Source organism: Quadrisphaera setariae (genome assembly GCF_008041935.1).
Lineage (GTDB): Bacteria > Actinomycetota > Actinomycetes > Actinomycetales > Quadrisphaeraceae > Quadrisphaera > Quadrisphaera setariae.
The window spans coordinates 207366-231953 of the sequence record NZ_VKAC01000006.1 but is presented as its reverse complement, the minus strand read 5'-3'; the positions used below and the strand labels follow the sequence as shown (position 1 = coordinate 231953).

Here is a 24588-nt window from a genome sequence, read left to right as displayed (position 1 = left end):
GACCACCGTGGCACAGGCCCCCGGCGCCGGGCCGCGGGACGCGCCGTGGCGGGGGTGGCTGTGCGAGGCGCCGCCGAGTGGGCCAGCATGGCCCGGTGCCCGCTGACGAGACGCCCCGGCCAGCGGGCATGGCGCTCGACCCCGACGACGCCGGCCGCCTGGTGCTCAGCGGAGACATCGACGTCTACGCCGTGGCCGGCCACCGGCTGGCGCCCGAGCAGCTCGCCGGGGTGCGGGTGGTGGACCTGCACGCCGTCGACTTCGTCGACTCGGCGGGCCTGGGCTTCCTCATCGGCCTGTCGCGGCAGGTGCGCCCGCACCGCCTGAGGCTGGAGGGCCTGCACGGCACGGCCCGCCAGATGCTCGTGGTGATGGGCGCCCACCACGTGCTCGACCTCTGACGCGGGCGGAGGCGCTCCTCAGACCGTGACGGACAGCGCGTCGCGGTAGTGGTCGAGCAGCTGCGCGCACAGCGCGCCCCACGTGCGCCCGCGGGTGCGCTCGCGGGCCGCCTGGCCGAGGGCGCGGCGCTTGGCGGCGTCGCCGGCGAGGTCGGCCACGTGGGCGCGCAGACCCGCGAGGTCACCGGGGGCGTACAGCCAGCCCGTGCGGCTGGGGTCCACGAGGTCGCGCAGGCCTCCCGCGGCGGGGGCCACCACGGGCACGCCGCTGGCGAGCGCCTCCTGGGCGGCCTGGCAGAAGGTCTCGTGCTCACCGGTGTGCACGAAGACGTCCAGGCTCGCGACCGCGGACGCGAGCCGCTCCCCGGAGAGCTGGCCGAGGAAGGCGGCGTCGGGCAGCAGGGTCTGCAGGCGCGCCCGCGAGGGCCCGTCCCCCACCACCACGAGCCGCGTGCCGGGTACCCCGGTCAGGACGGCGAGGTCCTCCAGGCGCTTCTCCGGCGCGAGCCGCCCCACGTAGCCGACCAGCACCTCGCCGTGCGGGGCGAGCCGGCCGCGCAGCTCGGGGTCGCGGCGGGCGGGGTCGAAGAGGTCGTCCACCCCCCTCGCCCACACGCGGGTGCGGGGGATCCCGCGCGAGCGCAGCTGCTCGGCCACGGAGGCCGTGGGGGCCAGCGTCAGCTCGGCGCGGCGGTGGATGGCCTCCACGCGCCACCACGCCGCCTCCTGGGCGGTGCCGATCCTGGCGGTGAGGGGGTAGCGGCTGGCGAAGCCCGCGACGTCGGTCTGGAACACCGCCACCACGGGCAGGCCCAGGCCGTTCGCGGCGCGCGCCGCGGTGCCGCCCAGGCCGAACGGCGAGGCGAGGTGGACGACGTCGGGGGCGAAGGCGGCCAGCACGGCGCGCAGGCGCGTGGCGGACGGCAGCGGCAGGCGCACCTCCGCGTAGCCGGGCAGCCCCAGCGAGGGGACGTCCACCACCATCGCGCCGTGCACGCTGCGCGGGGCGCCCGGGCTGGCGCACACGACGAGGGCGGAGTGGCCCTCGCGCTCCAGGTGCTCGAGCACCCGCAGCACGGAGCGGACCACGCCGTTCATCGCGGGCAGGAACGAGTCGGTGACGATCGCGACCCTCACACCGGCAGCGTGGGCCGCGCCCCCCTCCGGGCGGCCACCACCGGGTGACGAGCGGCCGTCGACGGGATGACCATCGGGCACCGCTGCGTGGGATCATGGCGGCGACCGTGCGCTCTTGGTGAGAGCCGTTATCGTTGCGGCGCTCTCCCCGCGCACCCCTGGCACACGCTCATGGAGGACCTCGTGGTCGCTGTCGTCGCCCCCCTCGGCCGGTTCCTGCTCACGGCGGCCGCGTCCGCCGGGCTCGTCAAGGCCCTCTCCGACGGCCGCGGCGGCGCGGCCCTGCGCCGCACCGCGGTCTCCACGGCCAAGGTCGGGATCCGCGCCTCGCGCGCCGCCGAGGTGGGCGTGGAGAAGCTGCGCCTGAGCACCGGCGACGTCGTCGCCCAGGCCCACGCCGAGCTCGGCGAGCCCGCGCCCGTCCCGCGCACCCCGTCGGCCGAGCACAGCCACGACCACGACCACTGAGCACCACCGCTCGCCGCTGACCGCCGAGCCCGACGCCCCACCCCGACGACTGAGCAGGAGCGCCCCGGCGTGACCCCCGGACCCGCCACCCCGTCGACCGCAGCGACCAGCTCCTCCACCGGAGCCGGGCCCGACGTCGCCGGAGGTCCCGGCGGTGCCGGGGTCGCCGCCGTCAGGGTGGTCGCCGACGCCGGTGGGCGCGTGCGCCTCCAGGCGGACTGGCTGCGCGGCCACCCGGCCCGCGCGGTCGCCGCCGAGGACGCCCTCGACGACCTCGACGGCGTGCACCTCGTGCGCGCCCACCCCGTGACCGGCGCCGTCGTCGTCCACTGCGACCGCGACCGGACCGCCCTGGAGGCGCTGCGCGCCGCTGTCGCCTCGGCCGCCCGGGTCGACGCGGGGACCGTCGCCTCGCGCACGCCGCGCTCGGCCGACGTCGGCAACGGCGAGGTCGCGCGGATCATCGTGGGCGGGGCGGCCCTGGCGCTGCTCGGCCTGCGCCGGTACGCCTTCGGCAGGCCGCCGCTGCTCGGCCCGACCTCCCGCACGATCGCCACCGGCGTGACGATCTTCTCCGGCTACCCCTTCCTGCGGGGCGCGCTGCGGTCCATCGGCTCCGGCAAGGGCCTCGGCACCGACGTCCTCGTCACCGCCGCCACCATCGCGAGCCTGCTGCTGCGCGAGAACGTCGTGGCCCTCACCGTGCTGTGGCTGCTCAACATCGGCGAGTACCTGCAGGACCTCACGCTGCGGCGCACCCGCCGCGCCATCGCCGACCTCCTCACCGGCGCCCAGACCGAGGCGTGGGTGCAGCGCGAGGTCACGGAGGTGGTGAAGGGGGAGGTGCTGCGCAGCACCGTCGAGGTGAAGGTGCCCCTCGAGGAGCTGCGCGTCGGCGACCTCGTCGTCGCCCACGACCAGTCGACCCTCGCTGTGGACGGCGAGGTGGTCGAGGGCGAGGCCGTGGTCGACCAGGCCGCCCTGACCGGTGAGAACCTCCCGGTGCAGCGCGCGGTGGGCGACCCCGTGCTCGCCGGCAGCGTGGTGCTGCGCGGGCGCCTCGTGGTGCGCGCCACCGCCACGGGCTCCGACACGGCCGTGGGCCGCATCATCGCCCGGGTCGAGAACGCCCAGGCCGACCGCGCCCCCGTGCAGACCGTCGGCGACGCGTTCAGCCGCCGCTTCGTGCCCGCCTCCTTCGCGCTGGCGCTCGGCGTGCTCGTGGTCACCCGCGACGTGCGCCGCGCCATGACCATGCTGCTCATCGCCTGCCCCTGCGCGGTCGGGCTCGCCACCCCGACCGCCATCAGCGCCGCGATCGGCAACGGCGCGCGCCGCGGCATCCTCATGAAGGGCGGCTCCCACCTGGAGGCCGCCGGCCGCGTCGACGCCTTCGTCTTCGACAAGACGGGCACCCTGACGCAGGGCCGCCCTGTGGTCACCAACGTGCTCTCGTTCCGCAAGGACTGGACGCCGGAGCAGGTGCTCACCGAGGCCGCCAACTCCGAGGTGCACTCCAAGCACCCGCTGGCCCAGGCCGTCATCCGCTCCACCGAGGAGCGCCACCTCGTCATCCCCACGCACGAGGAGTGCGAGGCGATCCTCGGGCTCGGCATGCGCGTCATGGCGAACGGCCGCGTGCTGCTGGTCGGCAGCCCCGGGCTCATGGACCGCGAGGGCGTCGAGGTGGACGAGCGCGCGCGGGACTGGGTGGACCGGCTCCAGGCGCAGGCCGAGACGCCGCTGCTGCTCGCCGTCGACGGCGTCCTCACCGGCCTGGTGAGCCTGCGCGACCAGGTGCGCCCCGAGGCCCGCGAGGTGCTCGACACCCTGCGCGCCTCCGGCGTGCGGCGCATCGTCATGCTCACCGGAGACCATCCCGCCACCGCCGCCGCCGTGGCGGCGGAGCTGGGGATCACCGAGTTCCGCTCCCAGGTCATGCCCGACGAGAAGCAGGACGTCGTGCGCGAGCTCCAGGCGGCCGGGCACGTCGTCGCCGTCGTCGGGGACGGCACCAACGACGCCCCCGCGCTGGCCCTGGCCGACCTCGGGATCGCCATGGGCCTGTCCGGCACCGACGTCGCGGTGGAGACCGCCGACGTCGCGCTGGTCGGCGACGACCTGCGCCGGCTGCTGCACCTGCGCGACCTCGGTGACCGCACGCTGCGCCTCATCCGCCAGAACTACGGCGCCTCGATCGCCGTCAACGGCGTGGGGCTGGCGCTCGGCGCGGCGGGCGCGCTGTCACCGGTGCTGGCCGCCGTCGCGCACAACGCCTCGTCGGTGTTCGTGGCGGTGAACTCGGCGCGGCTCGTGCGCTACCGGCTGGACGCGCCCGCGTCCGCGAAGCCAGCCGACGAGGTGAGGTCCACCTCGGCGTCCTGAGCCTGCGCCGGCGCCTCGGTGTGGCGCTGGCGCGGGATCAGCGCGGCCGGCGCCACCGCGGGCACCGCACCGGTGGTGTGGACCTCCCCGGCGCGCAGCCGGGAGGTCCCCAGCAGGCGGGCCACCTCGGCGGGCTCCGCACCGGCGTCGAGCAGGCGCTGGGCGCGGGTGGCGCGCAGCGCGTGGGAGGTGACGTCGGGCAGGCCGGCGGCGTCGAAGAGGGCGCGCAGGCGGCGGGTGGTGGCAGCGGGGTCCGCCGCGGTGCCGCGGGAGGTCGGGAAGACCAGCGCCGCCTCGCCGACGTCGGCGCTGGGCCGCTGGCGGCGCGCCCGCAGCAGCGCCGCGAGGGAGTCGGTGATGGGCACGAGGCGCTCGTCCGCGGTGCGGCGCACCTCCGTGGAGCGCCCCGAGGCCCGGTCCAGGCGCGCGGCGACGCGCACGCGGGCCGCTCCCGGGGTGACGTCGACGTCGGCCCAGCGCAGCGCCAGCGCCTCACCGAGGCGGGCGCCCGTGCCGAGCAGCACCGCCACCAGGTCGGCCAGGCCGTGGCGCACCGCGTCAGCGTCGGCAGCGGCGACCACGAGCAGGTGCGCGGCCTCCGCCACCGTCAGGACCGGTGCGGCGGCCGGCGCCGCCGTCACGGGCAGCTGCACGCCGTGCAGGGGGTCGGAGTCGAGCACGCCCTTGGCCAGCGCCACGTCCACCACGCCGCGCAGGCAGTTGCGGGCCGTGCGGACCGCCGCGGGGCCGGACCTGTCCGCCACCTCGGCCAGCCAGCGCTCGGCCACCGACGCCGACAGGTGCCTCACCTTGAGCATGCCCAGGCGGGGCACCAGGTGCGCCACCACGGAGCGGCGGTACAGGTCGCGGGTGCCCGGACGCGCCCCGGTCGCCTCCAGCACCGCCAGCCAGGTGGCCGCGGTGTCGGCGACGGTGGTCACGCGGTCGTCCGCAGCGGCGGCCGCAGCGGCCTCCGCACGGGCCCGGCGGGCCAGGTTGTCGGCCAGGGCCGCCTCGGCCTCGCGTCGCGTCGCGCCGGTGGCGCGCACCTGGCGGTGCTCGCCGTCGGCGCCGGGCACGCGGCACCGGGCGACCCACCGGCTGCGCCCCATGCCGTTCGCGCTCGCGGCGCGCACCCACCGCCCGGTGAGCGGGTCGAGGGTCTCGACGTGCGTGCTCACCAGGCCTGCAGCCCCTGTCGCCAGGGCGGGTCGTCCCACGTCGGTGACGCTAGACCGCGGCTCCGGCCGACGTGCGGGTTTTCCCGCAAGCGGGGTTGTGGGCGCGGGTCGCGCCGACCTCCTGCCCGACCTCGGGTCAGACCTCGACGACGACGCCGAACGGCAGCTCGGCCACCACCACGTCGTTGACCGACAGCACGAGCGCATGAGGACCGGTGCTGCTGAGCGGGGCCACCACGGCCACGGCGAAGCAGGCCGACACCCGGCCCTGCGCCTCCCCCTGCTCCAGGCCGGGCTGGACCTCCCAGGCCGAGATGGTGCCCACGTCGCCCTCCGGCGTGCGGGCCGAGAGCTCGAGCCACGCCGCGGGCTCGCGGCGGCCCATCCACAGCCGTCCCGCGGCGGCGAGCACCTGCTGGGCGGGCAGCTGCGGGACGGCGATGACGGCGCGGTGGGCGCCGACGGCCGTCAGCGTGCCGTCGGCGTCGACGCGGGCGTAGTCGGCGAGGAGGGCGTAGTCGAGGTCGGCCACCGGCCCATCCTGCCGGTCAGCGCCCTCGGCGCGGCCCGCACCGGGCCGCCGCCCGGGGGCGCTGGTCAGACGTGCCGGCGGGAGGAGCCGAGGTTGTCCGGGTCGGCGTCGGGGTCGTCACGGTCTTCCGGGTCGTCCTGGACGGAGGCGGTGTCGGAGACGTCCTTCGGCGGGGTGCCCGAGGTGTCCGGCGGCGACGGGAGGTTGGCCGGGTCCGCGTCGGGGTCGGGCTGCTGGTCCGCGCTCTGCTCGCTCATGCCACGAACGTGCCACCGCTGCGAGGGGGCAGCACCTGGATCACGGCTACGGGCTGACGGGCTGACGGGCTGACGGGTGGCCGGCGGTCGGTCGGTCGGGAGGGCCCCGGCCTTGAGCCGGTGCTGGGCCGAGCGGGCGCGGACCGTCCGGGCGCGGGCCGACCGGACGGTGCTGATCACGCGCAGTGGCCCCCGACCTCCCGCCGCGCCATCATCGGGCCGTGGACACCGATCGGCGCACCTCCCTCCCCCTCGTGCTGTTCGCCGGCCTGGCCGGCGTCTCCGCGTGGCTGCTCCTGCGCTCCCGCCGCTCCTCGGGCACCGGGACCAGCGCGGAGCGCCCCACCACGCCGATCGGTCGGGTCGGTGAGGCCGGTCCGGAGTGGACCGTGGTGCAGACCGTCTCCATCGCGCGGCCCGCCGGCGAGGTCGCCCAGCACCTGCACGACCACGGCGGCCTGCCCGGTCTCACCGGCGGCCGCGAGGGCGCCGTCATGGACCGCCTCGAGTGGGACGTCGAGGGCACCGGCCACTTCGAGGCCGAGGTCCACGCCCTCCCCGGCGCCCACCACACCGAGCTGACCCTGCGCGTCGCTCCGGAGTCCGGCGGCGCTCGCAGCACCGCCGAGCACGCCGCGGCGCACCTGCCCCTCGTGGGCGGTCCGTCGCTGCGGTCGCAGGTCTCGCGCTCGCTGGCGCACATGCAGCGCCTCCTGGAGTCGACCCAGCCCGGCAGCCCCGAGCGCGCGGCCGCCGCGGCCGAGGTGTCGCACGGCCACTGACCGCCCCACCTGCTGAGCGCCGTCGTCCCGACCGGGGAGGGCGGCGCTCAGTCGCGTCGGGAGCCGCGCAGCAGCAGCGCCACCAGGGCGCCCAGCCCCGCCGCGACCACCACCTCCTGCGGCATGCGCCGCGGGCTCTCGCGCTGGATGCGCGCGTGGAAGGCGTCCCAGCGCGCCGGGAACGGCGAGCGGCCGAAGAACAGCTCGCTCGGCTTGTCGAGGTCGGGGAACGCCCCGCCGGCCATGCCCGCCAGGGTGGACAGCAGCACCGCGGGCCGCTGGCGGCGGCTGGCGCGCGCCACCAGCCCGATGGCGGTCAGGCCCGCCAGCCCGTCGCAGACGGCGGTGACGAGGAACATCCAGCGCCGGTCGTCACCCCAGTGCGGCACCTGGTCCAGCACGAAGTGCGACACCACCCCCGTGGCGAAGGCCTGCACGGGCCGCTCCGCGAGCGGACCGGCCCCGAGCACGGCTCCCGCCAGGACGTGGTTGGTGACCAGCACGGGTCACAGCATGCCGCCCCGCCCACCCCGGCGGGCGGGCGCTGGGCCGAGCGGGGCGGCGGGGCGCTCCCGGGTGCGGACGGGCGGGGCCCGACGGACCATCGGCGGGTGACGAAGCGCGCTGAGGGGCTCGACGAGGTCTGGGACGACTGGCAGGACGCGGTCACCATGACGGCGAAGGAGCTGGAGGACTGGCTCGCCAGCGACGAGTCCCAGGAGGTCGGGCAGAAGTCGGGTGGCTCCGGGGAGTCCACCGGGCACGCGTCGGGCCGCCGCATCGTCGAGCTGCTGCGCACGAAGAAGGACGACCTCACCGACGACGACGTCGCCCACATGCGCAAGGTGGTCGGGTACGTGGAGCGGCACCTGGCGCAGGGCGGCCCGGACGACGACGTCGAGCACAGCCGCTGGCGCTACTCCCTCATGAACTGGGGCCACGACCCCCTGAAGAAGTGAGCGCGGTGTGAGTGCCGCCGTCGACCTCCCCTTGGAGGAGCTGGAGCTCCTCACCGTCTCGCCGCGCGCCCCCGGGTGGACGCGGCGGCGCTCCGGGAAGGGCTTCACCTACCTCGACGCCGCGGGCGGCCGCCTGTCCACCGCGGACGGCGAGCGCTGCAAGGCGCTCGTCATCCCCCCGGCGTGGAAGGAGGTGTGGATCTGCCCGCAGGCCGAGGGCCACATCCAGGCGGTCGGCACGGACGAGGCCGGCCGGCGCCAGTACCTCTACCACCCGCAGTGGCGCCTCCAGCGCGACCGCGCCAAGTTCGAGCGGGTGCTGCAGGTGGCCGAGCGGCTGCCGGCGGCCCGATCGCGGGCAGCGGAGGACTTGGCGCGCTCCGGGATGCCCCGCGAGCGGGCGCTGGGCTGCGCGTTCCGACTGCTGGACCTGGGGTTCTTCAGGATCGGCGGCGAGGGGTACGTGGAGAGCGGCCAGTCGTACGGGCTGGCGACCATCGAGAAGCAGCACGTGCGCCTGTCCGGGGGCGCCGTGGTCTTCGACTACACCGCCAAGCACGGCAAGCGGCGCACGCTGCGGCTGGTGGACGGGGAGGTCCAGCAGGCGGTCGGGGTGATGAAGCGCCGCCGGGGCGGCGGTGACGACCTGCTGGCCTGGAAGGACTCCGCGGGCTGGCACGACGTCACCAGCTCCGACATCAACGAGTACGTCAAGGCAGCCTTCGGCGGGGAGGACGTCTCCGCGAAGGACTTCCGCACCTGGCACGCCACCGTGCTGGCGGCGGTGGCCCTGGCCGTCTCCACCCACGCCGCGGAGTCGCCGACGGCGCGCAAGCGGGCCGTGGCGCGGGCGGTGCGGGAGGTGTCGGAGTACCTGGGCAACACCCCGGCGGTGGCGCGGGCCTCCTACGTCGACCCTCGGGTGGTCGACCTGTTCGAGGACGGGACCACCATCGAGCCCGCGCTCACCGACCTCGGCGAGGGCGCGGCGTTCGGCGAGCCCGGCACGCACGGCGCGGTGGAGCGGGCCGTGCTCGACCTGCTGCGCAACCCCGGTCAGGCCGCCCGCCGCGCGAAGCGCCGCTGATCCACCCCTCCCCTTTTGGCACGGGGCGCCCCCGTGCCAGTAGGACTGGCACGGGGGCGCCCCGTGCCAAATGGGGAACTGGCGCAGACCTGCCCACCGGGCGGCGCAGGGCGGCGTCAGGCCCAGCCGAGCTCGTGGAGGCGCTCGTCGCTGATGCCGAAGTGGTGCCCGACCTCGTGCACCACGGTGACGGCCACCTCGTCGACCACCTCCTCGCGCGTCTCGCACGCGCGCAGCGTCGGCCCGCGGAAGACGAGGATCCGGTCCGGCAGCGCGCCGGCGTCCCAGCCGGAGTCGCGCTCGGTGAGCGGGATGCCCTCGTAGAGGCCGAGGATCTCGTCCTCGCCCTCGGGCGGCTCGTCCTCGACGAGCACCACGACGTTGCTCATCATGCGCGTGAGCTCCTCCGGCAGGGCGTCGAGGCCGTCGGCGACGGCGTCCTCGAACTCCTCCTCGCTCATCTCCACGGGCACCCGCCCACCCTCGCACGGGTGCTCGCCGCGGTTCCTCGCGCTGTCCCGACGAGCATGCAGAAGTGCTCAAGAACGCCCCTGGAGGCGCTCCCAGCCGAGTTCTGCATGCTCGGCGGGACGCCAGGATCAGCCGAAGGCGCGGTCGTACTCCGCCTGGAGCTCCGGCGTGGCCGGGCCCGAGGCCCCGCACACGGCGACCACGCCATCCGAGGCGGTGACCAGGTAGTCCGATCCCACCTCGAACGGGAACCCACCGATCGTCGCGGCGGCTCGCGCGTCTGCGGGCGGGGCATCGATGACCACCCGGTCACCCGGCTCCCCGCGGTAGACGCGCTCGACGTCCAGGCTGACCCGCTCGCCCACCACTGCGGTGGCCCGGGCGCTGAAGGCGGTCTGGGTGCGGGAGTCCCTGAGGATGTCTGCGACCGGCAGGCACGAGGCCGTCAGCGGGTCGGTGTTCGTCAGGGTCAGCGTGGTCGTCGCCGGCTCCGGGGCCAGAGACCTCACCACCGGCACGGCGGCAGCGGCCACCACGGCGGCTGCCGCCGCGACCGTCAGCGCCCTGACCCACGGACGACGGCGAGCGCTGGCCGCCGCAGCGCGCACGCCCCCCTCGGAGGCCCCAGCGGTCACGTCGGGGGTGGGGCGGGTGGTGCTCACGGCGGCCTCCAGCAGGTCGGCGACCCGGGCCGGGTCGGCGGGCGGGAGGTCGGCCGCGGGGTCGGCGCCGCGCAGCTCGTCGTCGTTCACCGCGTCTCGCCTCCTGCCCCCACCTGTCCGGCACCGCTGCCGTCCTTTCGGAGCTGTTCGGCGAGCTCCTTCTTGGCGCGGTGCAGCCGGATGCTCACAGCGTTGGGCGTCACGCCGAGCACCACGGCGATCTGGGCGGGCGCCAGCTCCTCCCACGCCCACAGCCGCAGCACCTCTGCCGACGCCGGTCGCAGCTGCGCGAGCGCGACGCGCACCGCACCCGGGTCGCGGCGGTCGGCGTCGTCGCCCTCCTCACCGTGGAGCGCCGTCACCTGCGGTGGTGGGTCGACGACGGCGACCCGCGCCGCCAGCAGCCGCTGGCGCCGGGCGGAGCGCTCGGCGTTGGCCAGGCACCCGCGGGCCACTCCGTAGGCCCACGGCAGGGCCTCGGGAGGGGCGGGCACGTCGTCGAGGCGCCGCCAGAGCACGAGGAGCGCGTCGGAGATGGCGTCGTCGGCCACGGCAGCGCCGGCGCGCCGGGCGAGGTAGCGCCGCAGCGGCTCGAGCACCTCGCCCGCGAGCGCCTCGAAGCGGGCGCGGCGCTGCGCGTCGTCGACCCCGCTGTCGGCCACGGTGCTCACCCTGGCCCATGTCCGGCACGTCGGCGGCTCATTCTCCGCCGCCTGTGCGCACAGCGTCCATGATCACGGTGATCACGGACGCTGTGCGCGCCGACCTCAGGCGCCGGCGCGCGCGGCGATCTCGGCCAGCTCCGCCTCACTGGCGGGGAAGCCGGGGAACCGCGACATCCGCACGAGCGGGATCGCGCGGAACATCTCGCCGTGCGTCGGGTCCTCGAGCATCCCGAGGAAGCCTCCGCCCTCGCGCGCCAGCACCTCGCGCAGCGCGGGCCCTGCCACGGGGTGCTCCAGCCAGGTGCTGATCTCGGCCTCGACGGCCACCGGCGGGGTGAGGTCCTCACCGGTCACGTGCACGGTCTCGCGCAGCCGCACGTCGCGCGAGGAGGATCCCACGCGCACCTCGAACGCTCCGCCCTCCACCACCCAGCGACGCTGCACCGGGCTCCAGTACGACAGGGCCCGGGCGTCCAGCTCGAACGACACCGTCCGGGACTGTCCCGGCTCCAGCTCGACGCGCGCGAAGGCCTTGAGCTCGGAGTCCGGTCGCGCCACCTCGGCCTGGGGGTCGGACACGTACACCTGCACGACCTCGGCGGCCGCCCGGTCACCGGTGTTGGTCACCGTCAGCGCGACGCGCAGCCCGGCGTCCGCGCCCGAGCCCGTGACCTCCACCGACAGGTCGGCGTACCCGAACGTCGTGTACGTCAGGCCGTGCCCGAACGGGAACGCCACCGGCGCCCTGCGGGTGTCGTACCAGCGGTAGCCGATGAAGACGCCCTCGCCGTACCTGACCACGCCGCCCTCCCCGGGGAAGCCGGTGAACGCCGGGGTGTCCTCCAGGTGCAGCGGCAGCGTCTCGGCGAGCTTCCCGCTCGGGCTGACGACGCCCAGCAGCAGGTCGGCCACCGCAGAGCCCCCCGCCTGGCCCAGCAGCCACCCCTCCAGCAGCGCCGGCACGCGGTCGGCCCACGGGTGCAGCCGCACCGCGGACCCGTTGGACAGGACGACGACGACGCGCTCGTTCACCGCGAGCACGGCCTCGAGCAGGGAGAGCTGCTCGGCGGGCAGGTCGAGGTGCTCCCTGTCGAAGCCCTCCGACTCGTAGGAGCCTGGCAGCCCCAGGAACACCAGGACGACGTCGGCGCCGCGCGCCGCCTCGACGGCCTCGCCGGTGAGCGCGTCGGACGCGGCGTCGGCGCTGTCCGACCCCTCGAGGGGGTACCCGGCGGCGAACCGCACCTCGCTGGCGCCCCCCAGGCCCCCGCGCAGCGCGGTGAGCGCGTCGTCGAGCTGGGTCGGCACCACCTGGGAGCTGCCGGCGCCCTGGTAGCGCGGCGTGCGGGCCATCTCCCCGACGACGGCGACGACGCCGGCCGCCGCCGCGTCCAGCGGCAGCAGGCGGGCGCTCGTCCCGGCCGGGGAGGGGACGGGGTCGTTCTTGAGGAGCACGGCGCTGCGCTGCGCGGCCTCGCGGGCGAGGGCGTGGTGGGCGGCGGCGTCGTAGGAGCGGGGGTCGGCGAGGCCGGGCTGCGACTTCGCCACGAGCGCCAGCACGCGGCGGGCGGCGCGGTCGACGTCGTCCTCGGACAGGCGGCCCTCGCGCACGGCGGCGAGCACCTTCGCGGTCGAGGCGCCCGATGAGGAGGGCATCTCCAGGTCGAGCCCGGCGGCCACGCCGGTGGGGCGGTCGTCGACGGCGCCCCAGTCGGAGACGACGAGCCCGGTGAAGCCCCACTCGTCGCGCAGCACCTGCGTGAGCAGCCACGGGTCCTGGCTGGCGTACACGCCGTTGATGCGGTTGTAGGAGCACATGACGGTCCACGGCTGTGCGTCGCGCACCACGCGCTCGAAGGCGGTGAGGTAGACCTCGCGCAGCGTCCGCTCGTCCACCTCGGCGGAGACGCTCATGCGGTGCGTCTCCTGGTTGTTGGCGGCGAAGTGCTTCAGCGACGTGCCGACGCCCTGGCCCTGCACTCCGCGCACGAGGGCCGCGGCGAGGTCGCCGGCGAGGAGGGGGTCCTCGGAGAAGTACTCGAAGTTCCGCCCGCACAGCGGGGTGCGCTTCATGTTGACGCCGGGCCCGAGGAGGACGGCGACGCCCTCGGCGCGGCACTCCTCGCCCAGGGCGGTGCCCACGCGCTGCAGCAGGTCGACGTCCCAGGAGGAGGCCAGTCCCGCGGCGGGCGGGAAGCAGGTGGCGGGCACGGAGCCGCCCAGGCCCAGGTGGTCGCCGTCGGTCGGCTGCTTGCGCAGGCCGTGGGGGCCGTCGGTGACCATGACCGCGGGCACGCCGCGCTCGGGCAGGCCCTGGGTGTGCCAGAAGTCGGAGCCGTCGAGCAGGGAGGCCTTCTCCTCGAGGGTGAGCGAGGCGAGCACGGCGTCCGGGTCGAGGGCGGCGCCGGGGTGCGACGAGGCGGATGATCCAGCGGCGGTGGTGGTCATGACCACCAGCGTACGGGAAAGCCGACCGGTCGGTAAGCATCCAGAGCGGGTGAGATCACCTGTCACCATGTCGGGCGTGACCAGCACTCCCACGGCCGGGCAGGAGCCCCCGCGCGGCTACGCCAAGGGTCGCCTGCGGCGCGAGGAGATCCTCGACACCGCCCGCGCGCTCTTCGGCGAGGTCGGCTACCGCTCGGCCTCGTTGCGCGAGATCGCCGCGCGCTGCGGCATCTCCCACCCGGGCCTGCTGCACCACTTCCCCACCAAGGAGGCGCTGCTCGAGGCGGTGCTGCAGCGGCGCGACGCCGTCTCCGAGGAGCGCTTCGGCGTGGTCCGCGCCCGGGGCACCGAGGCGCTGCGGGCCCTGGTGGAGATCGTGGCCGCCAACGCCGCCGAACCCGGCGAGGTGGAGCTGTACTGCGTGCTGTCGGCGGAGGCCACGGCCCCCGACCACCCCGCCCACCAGTACTTCGCGGACCGCTACGTGGTCACCCGGGCGAACCTCGAGAGGTCGCTGCGGGAGGCCGCCGAGGACGGCCACCTCCGCGGCGGGGTGGACCCCGCGGTGCACGCCCCCGTCGTCGTCGCCGTGATGGACGGCCTGCAGGTCCAGTGGCTGCTCGACAGGGACGGGTCGACCCCCACCGACATGCCCGCCGCCCTGCGGGCCCACCTCGACACCCTCCTGACCCACCCCCTCCAACCGTGATCACGGGCGTCCGCCACCCTCGCGCGGTGGCGGACGCCCGTGATCACGAAGCGGAGGTCAGGCGGCGGAGAGGCGGTTGACCTCGTCGGCGGTGAGCACCAGCTCGGACGCCTCCGCTGACGCGCGCGCCGTCTCCGGGCGGCTGGAGCCCGGGATCGGGATGACCACGTCGCCGAGGGACAGCTCCCACGAGAGCGCCACCTGCTGCGGGCTCACCCCGCGCTCGTCGGCGACCTCCTTGAACGCCGCGTGCGAGCCACCCAGCTCCGCGGCGCTCGAGATGCCGCCCAGCGGGCTCCACGGCAGGAACGCGATGCCGAGCTCGGCGCACAGCTCGAGCTCTGGCAGCGACGAGCGGAACGCCGGGGAGAACTGGTTCTGCACGCTCACCAGGCGACCGCCCAGCACGTCGTTCGCCTCCCTGATCTGCGCCGGGTCGGCGTTGGAGATGCCAGCCATCTGGATGACGCCCTCGTCGAGCAGCTCCACGAGCGCACCGACCGAGTCGGCGTAGGGCACGGACGGGTCGGGGCGGTGGAACTGGTAGAGGCCGATCGCCTCCACGCCCAGGCGCTTCGCCGACGCCTTGGCGGCCTCCTTGAGGTGCTCGGGGCGGCCGTCCTGGGTCCACGAGCCGTCCCCGGGGCGCAGGTGCCCGCCCTTGGTGGCCACGAGCACGCCGCCGGCGTTCCCGCCCCAGGAGCGCAGGGCCTCGGCGATGAGCTCCTCGTTGTGGCCGACCTCGTCGGCGTGCAGGTGGTAGGCGTCAGCGGTGTCGATGAAGGTCACCCCCGCCTCGAGGGAGGCGTGGATGGTGGCGATCGAGCGCTCGCGGTCCGGGCGGCCCTCGATGGACATCGGCATGCCGCCGAGCCCGATCTCCGAGACGGTGCGGTCGCCGATGGCGCGGGTCTTCACAGGTGCAGTCCTCCTGGTGGAAGGCGCGCCGGGGCGGCGCGCTCACCCGGGTGCCGTACCCACTCCAGACACCCGCTATGCTCATCCACGTCCTCGACGGTCAACGTCCGTGTGAGACCTAGGACGCTCGACGAGAGGGCTCGCCCTCATCGTCTAGTGGCCTAGGACACCGCCCTTTCACGGCGGCAGCACGGGTTCGAATCCCGTTGGGGGTACAGCAAGACCAGTGTCACCGGGGCGCGAGCCCCGATGGCCCCGTAGCGCAGTTGGTTAGCGCGCCGCCCTGTCACGGCGGAGGTCGCGGGTTCAAGTCCCGTCGGGGTCGCCAGCAAGACCCGAGCAGGTTCCAGAGATGGACTGCCCGGCCAGGTAGCTCAGTTGGTAGAGCGTCCGACTGAAAATCGGAAGGTCAGCGGTTCGACCCCGCTCCTGGCCACACCAGCACCACGAGGCCCTGACCAGCGCGAGCCGCAGGTCGGGGCCTTCTGCGTCGCCGGCGCTGACCTCGTCCGCCCAGCGCGCGGCGCCCGTCGATCGGTGCGAGCGTGATCCGGCCGGTCCACCCGCCAGGGGCCTGACCAGCCCTGACCGGCGTCGGACGACTGCGGCCGGCCGTGACGAGAGGACGTGCGAGACGACGTGGGCAGCCTGCTCGACCCCCAGCAGCTGCTGGGCTCCTTCGGGGCGGTGGGGCTGTTCGTCGTCCTGTTCGCCGAGACCGGGCTCCTGGTCGGCTTCTTCCTCCCGGGCGACTCGCTCCTGTTCAGCGCGGGCATCCTCGCCGCCACGCCGGTCAGCAGCGCCACGCACCTGCCGCTGACGTCAGCGCTGGTCGCGGCCGCGGCGGGGGCGCTCCTGGGGGCGCAGACGGGGTACCTCATCGGCCGCCGCGCCGGACCGCCGCTCCTCCACCGGAACGACAGGCCGCGCGTGCACGCGGGCGTGGTGAGGGCGCAGGGGGTGCTGGACCGGTACGGCCACCGCAAGGCCATCGTGCTGGCGCGCTTCATCCCGGTGGTCCGCACGCTCATGAACCCGCTGGCGGGTGCGGTGGGCGTCCCCGCGGGCCTGTTCGCCACCTGGCAGGTGGTGGGCGGACTGGTGTGGTCACTGGGGGTGACCCTGCTGGGGTACCTGCTGGGGACGCGCATCCCGGGGATCGAGCGCTACGTGCTGCCGGTGATCGTCGTCGTCGTGGTGGTCTCGCTGGTGCCGGTGGCACTGGAGCTGCTGAAGACCCGCCGGAGGCCGACCGGGGGGCCGGCGCAGGGGCCGTCCGAGCGGTAGGACCGCCGCCGCCTCCCGGCTGTCGGGGGGTGGCGGCAGGATGGTCCCGTGACCGCCGCAGCTCACGCACGCGCCGACAGCCACGACCTCATCCGGGTGGTGGGCGCCCGCGAGAACAACCTGCGCGACGTCACGGTCGAGCTGCCCAAGCGCCGCCTGACGGTGTTCACGGGCGTGTCGGGGTCGGGCAAGAGCTCGCTGGTGTTCGCGACCATCGCCGCGGAGAGCCAGCGGCTCATCAACGAGACCTACCCCGCCTTCCTGCAGGGGTTCATGCCCAGCCGGGCCCGGCCCGACGTCGACGTCCTGGAGGGGCTGACGACGGCGATCATCGTCGACCAGGAGCGCATGGGCACCAACCCGCGCTCCACCCTGGGCACCGCCACGGACGTCAACGCGCTGCTGCGCATCCTCTTCAGCAGGCTCGGCACGCCGCACATCGGCTCCCCGCAGGCGTTCTCGTTCAACACGGCCACCGCCAGCGGCAAGGGCGCCGTCACCGTCGAGAAGGCGGACGGCAAGAGCGTGCAGCGGAAGAGCTTCACCGTGACCGGCGGCATGTGCGTGCGCTGCGAGGGCCGCGGCACGGTGAGCGGGTTCGACCTCGACGCCCTGGTCGACCGCGACAAGACCATCGACGAGGGCGCCGTCACCATCCCCGGCTACACGATGGACGGCTGGTACGGCCGCATCTTCCGCGCCACCGGCCTGTTCCCCACCGACGCGCCGATCCGCGACTTCACCCCCGAGCAGCTGCACGCGCTGCTGCACTCCGAGCCCACCAAGGTGAAGGTCGAGGGCATCAACCTCACCTTCACCGGCCTCATCCCCTCCATCCAGAAGTCCTTCCTGTCCAAGGACGTCGAGGGCATGCAGCCGCACGTGCGCGCGTTCGTGGAGCGCGCGGTGACGTTCACGCCGTGCCCGGACTGCGGGGGCACCCGCCTCAACGACCTCGCGCGCTCGCCGAAGGTCGCGGGGCTGTCCATCGCGGACGTGTGCGCGATGCAGGTCAGCGACGTCGCCGCCTGGGTGCGCGAGCTGCGCGCCGCCCCCAGCTCGCGGACCGTGGCGCCGCTGCTGGACGGCCTGCAGGACACGCTGGACGCGTTCACGCGCATCGGGCTGGGCTACCTCAGCCTCGACAGGTCCTCCGGCACGCTCTCCGGCGGCGAGGCGCAGCGCGTCAAGCTCATCCGCCACCTCGGGTCGGCGCTCACCGACGTGACGTACGTCTTCGACGAGCCGACCGTGGGGCTGCACCCGCACGACATCGGCCGCATGAACGAGCTGCTCCTGCAGCTGCGCGACAAGGGCAACACCGTGCTCGTGGTCGAGCACAAGCCCGAGGTGATCGCCGTGGCCGACCACGTGGTCGACCTGGGGCCGCGCGCCGGCAGCGCCGGCGGGCAGGTGGTCTTCGAGGGCACGGTGGAGCAGCTGCGGGCCAGCGACACCCTCACGGGCCGCCACCTCGACGACCGCGCCACGCTCAAGACGACGACGAGGACGCCGACGGGGGTCGTCGAGATCCGCGGCGCGAGCGCCCACAACCTGCAGGGCGTCGACGTCGACGTCCCCCTCGGCGTGCTGTGCGTGGTGACGGGCGTGGCCGGCTCGGGCAAGAGCTCGCTCGTGCACGGCGCCCTGTCACCGCGGGAGGGCGTGGTGACGGTCGACCAGGCCGCGATCCGCGGCTCGCGGCGCTCCAACCCGGCCACGTACACGGGCCTGCTGGAGCCCGTGCGCAAGGCGTTCGCCAAGGCCAACGGCGTGAAGCCCGCTCTGTTCAGCCCCAACTCCGAGGGCGCCTGCCCGGCCTGCAGCGGCGCCGGGGTGATCTTCACCGACCTGCCGACGTCGGGCACGGTGTCGACACCGTGCGAGGCGTGCGAAGGCCGCCGGTTCCAGGCCTCCGTGCTCGAGCTCACGCTCGGCGGGGCTCGCGAGGACGGTGGGCGCGACATCGGCGAGGTGCTGTCGATGCCGGTGACCGACGCGCTGTCCTTCTTCTCCGCCGGAGCCTCCCGCGTGCCGGCGGCGGCCGCGGTGCTGGAGCGGCTGGTGGACGTGGGCCTCGGCTACCTGACGCTGGGGCAGCCGCTGACCACGCTGTCCGGCGGGGAGCGCCAGCGGCTGAAGCTGGCCGTGCACATGGGCGAGAAGGGCAGCACCTACGTGCTGGACGAGCCGACGACGGGCCTGCACCTGGCCGACGTCGCCCAGCTGCTGGCCCTGCTCGACAGGCTGGTCGACTCCGGCCGGTCGGTGGTGGTGATCGAGCACCACCAGGCGGTCATGGCGCACGCCGACTGGGTCATCGACCTGGGACCGGGCGCCGGGCACGACGGCGGGCGCGTGGTCTTCGAAGGCACTCCCGCCGACCTGGTGGCCGCCCGGTCGACGCTGACCGGGCGGCACCTCGCCGACTACGTGGGCGCCTGAGCGCCCCGGCCGGCCGCGGAGCCCGCTCAGGCGGTGGCGTCGTCCCCGGAGGCCCGGGGGGCCGGCACCGCGGACTCCGCGGGGGCGACCTGCTCCAGCAGCGCCATCACCTCGGCGGAGCGGTAGCGGCGGTGCCCGCCGAGGGTGCGGATCGAGGTGAGCTTGCCGGCCTTGGCCCAGCGCGTCACGGTCTTCGGGTCCACGCGGAACAGCGCGGCGACCTCGGACGGCGTGAGCAGCGCCTGCGCTGCGGGGGCCGCCGGTGACGTGGTGGGCGCGGTGGTCGCGGCGGCGTCGGTGGCGAGACCCTCGGGGGAAGAGGTCTGGATCGTCGTCATGGCGTCTCCTGTCGCCGACCGGCACCGCTGCAGAGGGTGCACCGCGGACGGCGTAGGAGGATCGTCCGACATGTCCGACCCGTACCGCCATAGCCCGTTAGGACCATCGCGGAGCGGGTGAGGGCTACCACGGATTGACCCGCCCAGACCCGCTCGAACCCCTCACTCCGGCCACCCGGCGACCACCCGGCAACCGCCGGGCCCGCTCGCAGGCGGCGCCCAGGGGGCGTCCGGGCAGGTGGGAGCGGTCCTGGAGGTGGCGCTGGCGGCGTCGAGGCGGGGCAGGTCGGGTGCCTCAGGGCGACGGCGATGCGCCGTCCGGGCGTCCGGCGAGCCGCGCGGATCCCGTCGGATGCGGCTTGGGCCCCTCGAACCTGTATCGTGGCCAGCATCGAGAGCCGGTAGCTCCGGGGCCGCCCTTCGGGCCTGCCCCGGCACGACGCATAAGGGGGTCGACGCCATGGGGCGCGGCCGTCAGAAGGCCAAGCAGACGAAGGTCGCTCGGGAGCTGAAGTACTCCACCCCGAACACCGACCTGACCGCTCTGCAGCGAGAGCTCGGGGGAGCCGCCCCGCCTGTGTGGGCGAACCGCGAGCCGTCGTCCGACAAGGACGACGGTGACGAGTACGACCCGTACGACGACTGGGCTCCCCGCACGCGCTGAGGTCCTCCTCGGATCCCCCGAGGTCAGACCGCCAGCGCGGCAACCGGCCCCTCCGCTCACGCGGGGTGGTCGCCCACCAGACGCGCACCGCCACCGTCCACGCCCTTCGAGCCGCGGACGGTGGCGGTCGCACGTGTGTCCGCGGGTGAGACGGCTCCGGCCACCCACGCGTGGACACCGCTGGACCGGAGCACCTCCAGAGCGCTGCTGGCGGCACCGGCGTCCAGCACTGCGACCATGCCCACGCCCTGGTTCCAGGTGACCTCGGCGTCCTCGCGGCTCACACCCCCGAGGCCGGCCAGCACCCGGAACACCGGCTGCGGCATCCACGTCGACCTGTCGACCTCCGCGTCGAGGTGGGCGGGGAGCACCCGGGCCAGGTTGGCCGCGAGGCCACCCCCGGTGACGTGGGAGAACGCGTGCAGCTGGTCCCCGAGGGCGTCGGCGAGGGCGAGGCACGGCTTCGTGTAGAGCGCGGTGGGCTCGAGGAGCTCCTCGCCCACGGTGCGGCCCAGCTCGTCCACGTGCCGCTCGTAGCCCCACCCGGCGTCGGCCAGCAGGCGGCGCACGAGGGAGTAGCCGTTGGAGTGCAGGCCCGAGCTGGCCATCGCCACGACGACGTCGCCGGAGAGCACGCGGTCCGGGCCCAGCAGCGCGTCAGCGTCGACCACGCCGGTGGCTGCGCCCGCCACGTCGTACTCGTCGGGGCCCAGGAGCCCGGGGTGCTCGGCGGTCTCGCCGCCCACCAGCGCCGCGCCGACCTCCTCGCAGGCCCTCGCGATGCCGCCGACCACGGCGGCGATGCGCTCGGGCACCACGCGACCGCAGGCGATGTAGTCGGTCATGAACAGTGGACGGGCGCCGCAGACCACGAGGTCGTCCACGACCATCGCCACGAGGTCCTGGCCGACGGTGTCGTGCACGTCGAGGGCCTGCGCCACGGCCACCTTGGTGCCCACTCCGTCGGTGCTCGTGGCGAGCAGCGGACGGCGGTAGCCGAGCAGCGCGCTGGCGTCGAACAGCCCGGCGAAGCCGCCCGTGCCGCCGAGCACCTGCGCCCCGTGGGTGCGCGCCACCGCCTCCTTCATGAGGACGACGGCGCGGTCGCCGGCCTCGACGTCCACGCCGGCCTTGGCGTAGGCGCCGTGCGCAGCTGTCGACGAGGTGGCCGCCGCCGTCGTCGGGGAGGAGGGGGCGGACGGGGTGGAGGTGCTCATGGGGTGCTCAGGCTCCAGGGCGGACTCGTGGGGGCGGCGTGACGGCGGGACGGCGGGCTCGGGGCGCTCACTGCTGAGCGGCGGGCTCCACGCGTCCGAGGTCGCCGCGGTCGATGGCGACGCCGAGGGGAACGCCCTCTCCGGGCGCGGCGGGCTCGCCCTGCGCGGGTTCGTCGTGCGCAGGTCCGGCCGCAGCTCCGCGGGCGACCGGTCGGCCCTCGTCGGGGACGCCGGCGGGGTAGCTGCCGGTGAAGCAGGCGGTGCAGAGGCGCTCGCGCGGCTGGCCGCTGGCCGCGACCATCCCGTCGAGGGAGATGTGCCCGAGGCTGTCGGCGCCCAGGCTGTGCCGGACCTCCTCCACGCCGAGGCCGGAGGCGATGAGCTCGGCGCGGGTGGCGAAGTCGATGCCGTAGAAGCACGGCCACTGCACGGGCGGGGAGGAGATGCGCACGTGGACCTCGGCGGCACCCGCCTCGCGGAGCATCCGCACCAGGGCGCGCTGGGTGTTGCCGCGGACGATCGAGTCGTCGATGACCACGAGCCGCTTGCCGGCGATGACGTCGCGCAGCGGGTTCAGCTTGAGGCGGATGCCCAGCTGGCGGATGGTCTGGTTGGGCTGGATGAACGTGCGCCCGACGTAGGCGTTCTTCACCAGGCCCTGCCCGTAGGGGATGCCGGAGGCCTGCGCGTACCCGATGGCGGCGGGCGTGCCCGACTCCGGGGTGGGGATGACGAGGTCGGCCTCGACGGGGTGCTCGGCGGCCAGGCGCCGGCCCATCTCCACGCGCGCCTCGTGCACGCCGCGACCGGCGATGGAGGTGTCGGGGCGGGCGAGGTAGACGTACTCGAAGACGCAGCCGCGGGGCGTGGCCTCGGCGAAGCGGGAGAAGCGCAGGCCGTCGGCGTCGACGGCCACCAGCTCACCCGGCTCCACCTCCCGCACGAAGGAGGCGCCCACGATGTCGAGGGCGGCGGTCTCGCTGGCCACCACCCAGCCGCGCTCCAGGCGGCCCAGCACCAGCGGGCGCACCCCGTGCGGGTCGCGGGCGGCGTACAGCGTGGTCTCGTCCATGAACACGAGCGAGAAGGCGCCCTTGAGCTGCGGCAGCACCTTCAGGGCGGTCGCCTCGAGGGTGCGGTCGGGGTCTCCGGCCAGCAGCGCCGTCACGAGGGCGGTGTCGGTGGTGTTGCCGCGGGCGACCTCACCGGCCTCCGGCTCGCCCCGGGCCTCGGCGCGCTCGGCCACGAGGCGGCGCAGGTGCGAGGTGTTGGTGAGGTTGCCGTTGTGCGCGAGGGCCACGGTGCCGGCGGCGGTGGCGCCGAGGGTCGGCTGCGCGTTCTCCCAGCGGCTGGCGCCGGTGGTGGAGTAGCGCGTGTGGCCGATGGCCACGGAGCCCTTCAGCGCCTCCAGCGAGGCCTCGTCGAAGACCTGGGACACCAGCCCCATGTCCTTGTAGACGAGGATCTGCTCGCCACTGCTGGTGGCGATGCCGGCGCTCTCCTGGCCGCGGTGCTGCAGCGCGTAGAGGCCGAAGTAGGTGAGCCGCGCGACGTCTTCTCCCGGGGCCCAGACGCCGAAGACGCCGCAGGCGTCCTGCGGCCCCTTCTCGCCGGGGAGGACGTCGTGGCTGAGTCGACCGTCGGGGCGAGCCACGGCCCCATGCTCCCACAGCGCGAGCGCTCCTCGCGCCGCCGCGAGCCTCAGTCCCGCTGTCGGCCCTGCTGGCGCCCCTGCTGCCGCGCCGCCTCGGCGGCGTCCTGGCGGCGCTGCTGGCGCTCGAGCACGGCCCCCGCCACCACGGCCGCCACCCCTCCGACCAGCGCACCGAGCAGCCCGAGGGCCACCACCAGGTAGCCCAGGGTCGAGGCGTAGCCGTACTGGGTCTCCGGCTCGCTGAAGGTCAGCCCCAGGGCCACCACGGCCCCGACCGCCGCGCCGCCCACGAGGAAGACGCCGTACCGCGGGCTGCGCCGCACCAGCACGCGGCGGGGCGGCTCCGGCCGCTCCAGCTGCTCGGGGTGCTGCCGCGGCTCCTGCGCGGGCCGCTCGTCGGGGGCGCTCACGCGGCGCCCGCCGGGGCGAGGGGCAGCAGCGCGGACAGGTCGGCGCGCGACCCGCTGGCGCGGACCCGGCCGCTCTCCACGGCCTCGGTCCACGGCAGGTCCCCCACGGCCAGCGACAGCCAGGTGGCGGCGTCGGTCTCCACCACGTTGGGCGGGGTGCCGCGCGTGTGGCGCGGGCCCTCGACGCACTGGACCACGCCGTACGGCGCCACGCGCACCTCCACGCTGTGCCCGGGCGCTCGCTCGGCGAGGTCCTCGAGGGTGGAGCGGACGGCGGTCGCGGTCGTCGTGCGGTCGGCGGAGGTCGGGTCGGTCCGCCAGCGGCTCAGCGCCTCGCGGCCGGCCGCGGGATCGGTGCGTCGGCGGGCTGGCACACCCCCACTGTCTCACCGCCCCCGCCCCCCGCGCCCCTCCCCTCCGTGATCATGGACTCCACCAACACCCTCGGCCGTGATCATGGACTCTGCCAACGGGGACCGCCGTGATCATGGGCCTCCCCGCATCACCACGTCCGCCGGCGGATCTTCGGCGCGACCCCGAGCAGCTCACCGAACTCCTCCTCGAGCCGCATCGACCTGCCCAGCACGGCGTCCTTGCGCACGGGCAGCACGCGCCACCCGTGGTCGCGCTCCAGGTGCTGCCGGCGCGCGTCGTCGGCGGCTCGCCGCTCCGGGCCGTGGAACTCGGCGCCGTCGTACTCGCCCGCCTTGCGCACCTCCTCCCACCCCAGGTCCAGGCACATCGCGCCGGGCCGCTCGTCGGGCACCCACATCTGCACCTGCGGCCGGGGGAAGCCGGCGTCGAGCAGCCGCAGCCGGAACCACGACTCCCCGTACGACTCGGCGCCCGGCTCCATGTGCACGATGAGGTAGCGGGCCTGCCCCGCCCAGCGGTCGCCGCGGAACTCCTCGATGCGCACGAGCAGCACCTCGCGGTCCACGAGGCCGAGCCGCCCCACCCTGTCGAGCACGGCGAGCGCCATCGGCGGCCTCAGGAACCGTGCGCAGTCGAGGGCGGTCCGGTCGGGGCTGGTGACCAGCACACCCCCGACCTCCACCACGTCGTGCGCCGCGAGCGGCGCCTCGTGGATGGAGGCACCCGCCCACTTCGGCGTCCGGTTGCTGGCGGGCACCAGCCCCTGCACGGCGACGGGCCTGGTGTCGAGCGCAGGCCCTCGGGGGTCGACGCCGTGGATCAGCGCGGCCAGGCCCCGACAGGCGACGACGTGAGGTGGCAGCACGAGCGCCGCCGCTTGCGCGACGACCAGGGGCTCACCGAGGAGCGCCGAGGGGACGTAGGCGCCCCGCACCACCTCGACCACCTCGCCCGCCTGGAGCGCCGCCGCCAGCCAGCGGTGGTCGAGGCCGAGCGACCTCAGCTGGGGGTAGGCGAAGGCGGGGAGGAGGTCAGCCCGAGGTGGGAGTCGCGATGGCACCGTCGCAGCGTGGCCTCGCGGCACCAGACCCTGCTGGCGCCATCCACAGGAACACCTGTTCGACACCAGCGCCCAT

At 75.2% G+C, this 24588-nt stretch carries 26 protein-coding genes and 3 tRNA genes; 13 read left to right on the top strand and 16 right to left on the bottom strand.

The annotated features are described in order from the left end of the window. Window positions 1-95: 95 nt before the first annotated feature. Window positions 96-401 (top strand): STAS domain-containing protein, encoded by a 306-nt coding sequence (locus FMM08_RS11705; RefSeq protein WP_222710685.1) that lies wholly within the window; start codon window positions 96-98, stop codon window positions 399-401. 18 nt (window positions 402-419) lie between these two features. Here FMM08_RS11705 and FMM08_RS11700 read toward each other — a convergent pair whose 3' ends face one another. After that, window positions 420-1538 (bottom strand): glycosyltransferase family 4 protein, encoded by a 1119-nt coding sequence (locus FMM08_RS11700; protein WP_222710684.1) that lies wholly within the window; start codon window positions 1536-1538, stop codon window positions 420-422. Window positions 1539-1721: 183 nt separating this feature from the next. Between FMM08_RS11700 and FMM08_RS11695 the strand changes: the two genes are divergently transcribed. After that, entirely contained in the window at window positions 1722-2006 is a 285-nt protein-coding gene (locus tag FMM08_RS11695; RefSeq protein WP_187279704.1) for a DUF1490 family protein, read from the top strand. A gap of 177 nt (window positions 2007-2183) precedes the next feature. Next, the gene (locus FMM08_RS11690; RefSeq protein ID WP_255472334.1) at window positions 2184-4391 is read left to right on the top strand and encodes a heavy metal translocating P-type ATPase; all 2208 of its coding nucleotides are present in this window, start codon (window positions 2184-2186) and stop codon (window positions 4389-4391) included. Here FMM08_RS11690 and FMM08_RS11685 read toward each other — a convergent pair. From FMM08_RS11685 to FMM08_RS11675, 3 genes are all read right to left on the bottom strand, one after another. After that, the gene (locus tag FMM08_RS11685; RefSeq protein WP_187279703.1) at window positions 4325-5611 is read right to left on the bottom strand and encodes a site-specific integrase; all 1287 of its coding nucleotides are present in this window, start codon (window positions 5609-5611) and stop codon (window positions 4325-4327) included. The genes FMM08_RS11690 and FMM08_RS11685 overlap by 67 nt on opposite strands. Before the next feature lie 97 nt (window positions 5612-5708). Next, complete coding sequence (locus FMM08_RS11680) at window positions 5709-6104, bottom strand: DUF6941 family protein (protein WP_147926521.1); 396 nt, start codon at window positions 6102-6104, stop codon at window positions 5709-5711. Between the two features lie 65 nt (window positions 6105-6169). Continuing rightward, window positions 6170-6361: a hypothetical protein gene (locus FMM08_RS11675; RefSeq protein WP_147926520.1), complete on the bottom strand. Its 192-nt coding sequence runs from the start codon at window positions 6359-6361 to the stop codon at window positions 6170-6172. Between the two features lie 221 nt (window positions 6362-6582). Here FMM08_RS11675 and FMM08_RS11670 point away from each other — a divergent pair, with 221 nt between their 5' ends. Then, window positions 6583-7143, top strand: coding sequence for an SRPBCC family protein (locus FMM08_RS11670; protein ID WP_147926519.1), 561 nt, complete (start codon window positions 6583-6585; stop codon window positions 7141-7143). 47 nt (window positions 7144-7190) lie between these two features. Here the strand turns inward: FMM08_RS11670 and FMM08_RS11665 are convergent, their stop codons facing one another. After that, a complete protein-coding gene (locus FMM08_RS11665) occupies window positions 7191-7646 on the bottom strand; it encodes a hypothetical protein (protein WP_147926518.1) in 456 nt (151 codons plus the stop codon). 108 nt (window positions 7647-7754) lie between these two features. Between FMM08_RS11665 and FMM08_RS11660 the strand changes: the two genes are divergently transcribed. Beyond that, window positions 7755-8102: a DUF3140 domain-containing protein gene (locus FMM08_RS11660; RefSeq protein WP_255472300.1), complete on the top strand. Its 348-nt coding sequence runs from the start codon at window positions 7755-7757 to the stop codon at window positions 8100-8102. 7 nt (window positions 8103-8109) lie between these two features. After that, the gene (locus FMM08_RS11655; protein ID WP_222710683.1) at window positions 8110-9189 is read left to right on the top strand and encodes a DNA topoisomerase IB; all 1080 of its coding nucleotides are present in this window, start codon (window positions 8110-8112) and stop codon (window positions 9187-9189) included. 116 nt (window positions 9190-9305) lie between these two features. On the opposite strand, the gene FMM08_RS11650 is transcribed toward FMM08_RS11655, so the two are convergent. The 4 genes from FMM08_RS11650 to FMM08_RS11635 all read right to left on the bottom strand — a co-directional run bounded on the left by FMM08_RS11650 (window position 9306) and on the right by FMM08_RS11635 (window position 13435). Next, window positions 9306-9650, bottom strand: a complete 345-nt coding sequence (locus FMM08_RS11650) for a metallopeptidase family protein (protein ID WP_139711222.1) — start codon at window positions 9648-9650, stop codon at window positions 9306-9308. 138 nt (window positions 9651-9788) lie between these two features. Further along, a complete protein-coding gene (locus tag FMM08_RS11645) occupies window positions 9789-10412 on the bottom strand; it encodes a hypothetical protein (protein ID WP_147926517.1) in 624 nt (207 codons plus the stop codon). Further along, window positions 10409-10984, bottom strand: coding sequence for an RNA polymerase sigma factor (locus tag FMM08_RS11640; protein WP_147926516.1), 576 nt, complete (start codon window positions 10982-10984; stop codon window positions 10409-10411). The genes FMM08_RS11645 and FMM08_RS11640 overlap by 4 nt, the downstream gene beginning before the upstream one ends. Window positions 10985-11089: 105 nt before the next feature. After that, window positions 11090-13435, bottom strand: coding sequence for a glycoside hydrolase family 3 C-terminal domain-containing protein (locus tag FMM08_RS11635; RefSeq protein ID WP_147926515.1), 2346 nt, complete (start codon window positions 13433-13435; stop codon window positions 11090-11092). Between the two features lie 76 nt (window positions 13436-13511). Here FMM08_RS11635 and FMM08_RS11630 point away from each other — a divergent pair, with 76 nt between their 5' ends. Next, complete coding sequence (locus tag FMM08_RS11630; protein ID WP_255472298.1) at window positions 13512-14144, top strand: TetR/AcrR family transcriptional regulator; 633 nt, start codon at window positions 13512-13514, stop codon at window positions 14142-14144. A gap of 57 nt (window positions 14145-14201) precedes the next feature. Here FMM08_RS11630 and FMM08_RS11625 read toward each other — a convergent pair whose 3' ends face one another. Next, window positions 14202-15062 carry an aldo/keto reductase gene (locus tag FMM08_RS11625; RefSeq protein ID WP_147926513.1) on the bottom strand — a complete coding sequence of 287 codons (861 nt, stop codon included), beginning with the start codon at window positions 15060-15062 and terminating at the stop codon, window positions 14202-14204. Between the two features lie 142 nt (window positions 15063-15204). Between FMM08_RS11625 and FMM08_RS11620 the strand changes: the two genes are divergently transcribed. From FMM08_RS11620 to FMM08_RS11600, 5 genes are all read left to right on the top strand, one after another. Continuing rightward, window positions 15205-15277: transfer RNA gene (locus FMM08_RS11620), tRNA-Glu, on the top strand. 36 nt (window positions 15278-15313) lie between these two features. Next, window positions 15314-15390, top strand: a tRNA-Asp gene (locus FMM08_RS11615). A 35-nt stretch (window positions 15391-15425) separates the two neighbouring features. Continuing rightward, window positions 15426-15498 (top strand) — tRNA-Phe (locus FMM08_RS11610). 191 nt (window positions 15499-15689) lie between these two features. Continuing rightward, a complete protein-coding gene (locus tag FMM08_RS11605) occupies window positions 15690-16349 on the top strand; it encodes a DedA family protein (protein WP_255472297.1) in 660 nt (219 codons plus the stop codon). Between the two features lie 48 nt (window positions 16350-16397). Next, window positions 16398-18794 carry an ATP-binding cassette domain-containing protein gene (locus FMM08_RS11600; protein ID WP_147926512.1) on the top strand — a complete coding sequence of 799 codons (2397 nt, stop codon included), beginning with the start codon at window positions 16398-16400 and terminating at the stop codon, window positions 18792-18794. A 26-nt stretch (window positions 18795-18820) separates the two neighbouring features. Here FMM08_RS11600 and FMM08_RS11595 read toward each other — a convergent pair whose 3' ends face one another. Further along, window positions 18821-19033 (bottom strand): BldC family transcriptional regulator, encoded by a 213-nt coding sequence (locus tag FMM08_RS11595; RefSeq protein WP_255472333.1) that lies wholly within the window; start codon window positions 19031-19033, stop codon window positions 18821-18823. Between the two features lie 559 nt (window positions 19034-19592). Between FMM08_RS11595 and FMM08_RS11590 the strand changes: the two genes are divergently transcribed. After that, window positions 19593-19796, top strand: a complete 204-nt coding sequence (locus FMM08_RS11590; protein WP_147926510.1) for a DUF3073 domain-containing protein — start codon at window positions 19593-19595, stop codon at window positions 19794-19796. Between the two features lie 56 nt (window positions 19797-19852). Here the strand turns inward: FMM08_RS11590 and purM are convergent, their stop codons facing one another. The 5 genes from purM to FMM08_RS11565 form a co-directional block, all read right to left on the bottom strand. Then, window positions 19853-21013, bottom strand: coding sequence for a phosphoribosylformylglycinamidine cyclo-ligase (gene purM, locus FMM08_RS11585; protein WP_147926509.1), 1161 nt, complete (start codon window positions 21011-21013; stop codon window positions 19853-19855). A 67-nt stretch (window positions 21014-21080) separates the two neighbouring features. Continuing rightward, window positions 21081-22667 carry an amidophosphoribosyltransferase gene (gene purF, locus FMM08_RS11580; protein WP_147926508.1) on the bottom strand — a complete coding sequence of 529 codons (1587 nt, stop codon included), beginning with the start codon at window positions 22665-22667 and terminating at the stop codon, window positions 21081-21083. A gap of 47 nt (window positions 22668-22714) precedes the next feature. Then, window positions 22715-23077, bottom strand: coding sequence for a hypothetical protein (locus tag FMM08_RS11575; RefSeq protein WP_147926507.1), 363 nt, complete (start codon window positions 23075-23077; stop codon window positions 22715-22717). Further along, window positions 23074-23451, bottom strand: coding sequence for a sterol carrier family protein (locus tag FMM08_RS11570; protein WP_147926506.1), 378 nt, complete (start codon window positions 23449-23451; stop codon window positions 23074-23076). Before FMM08_RS11570 ends, FMM08_RS11575 begins: the two co-directional genes overlap by 4 nt. A gap of 128 nt (window positions 23452-23579) precedes the next feature. After that, window positions 23580-24512, bottom strand: a complete 933-nt coding sequence (locus FMM08_RS11565; RefSeq protein ID WP_147926505.1) for a type IV toxin-antitoxin system AbiEi family antitoxin — start codon at window positions 24510-24512, stop codon at window positions 23580-23582. Window positions 24513-24588 lie beyond the last annotated feature (76 nt).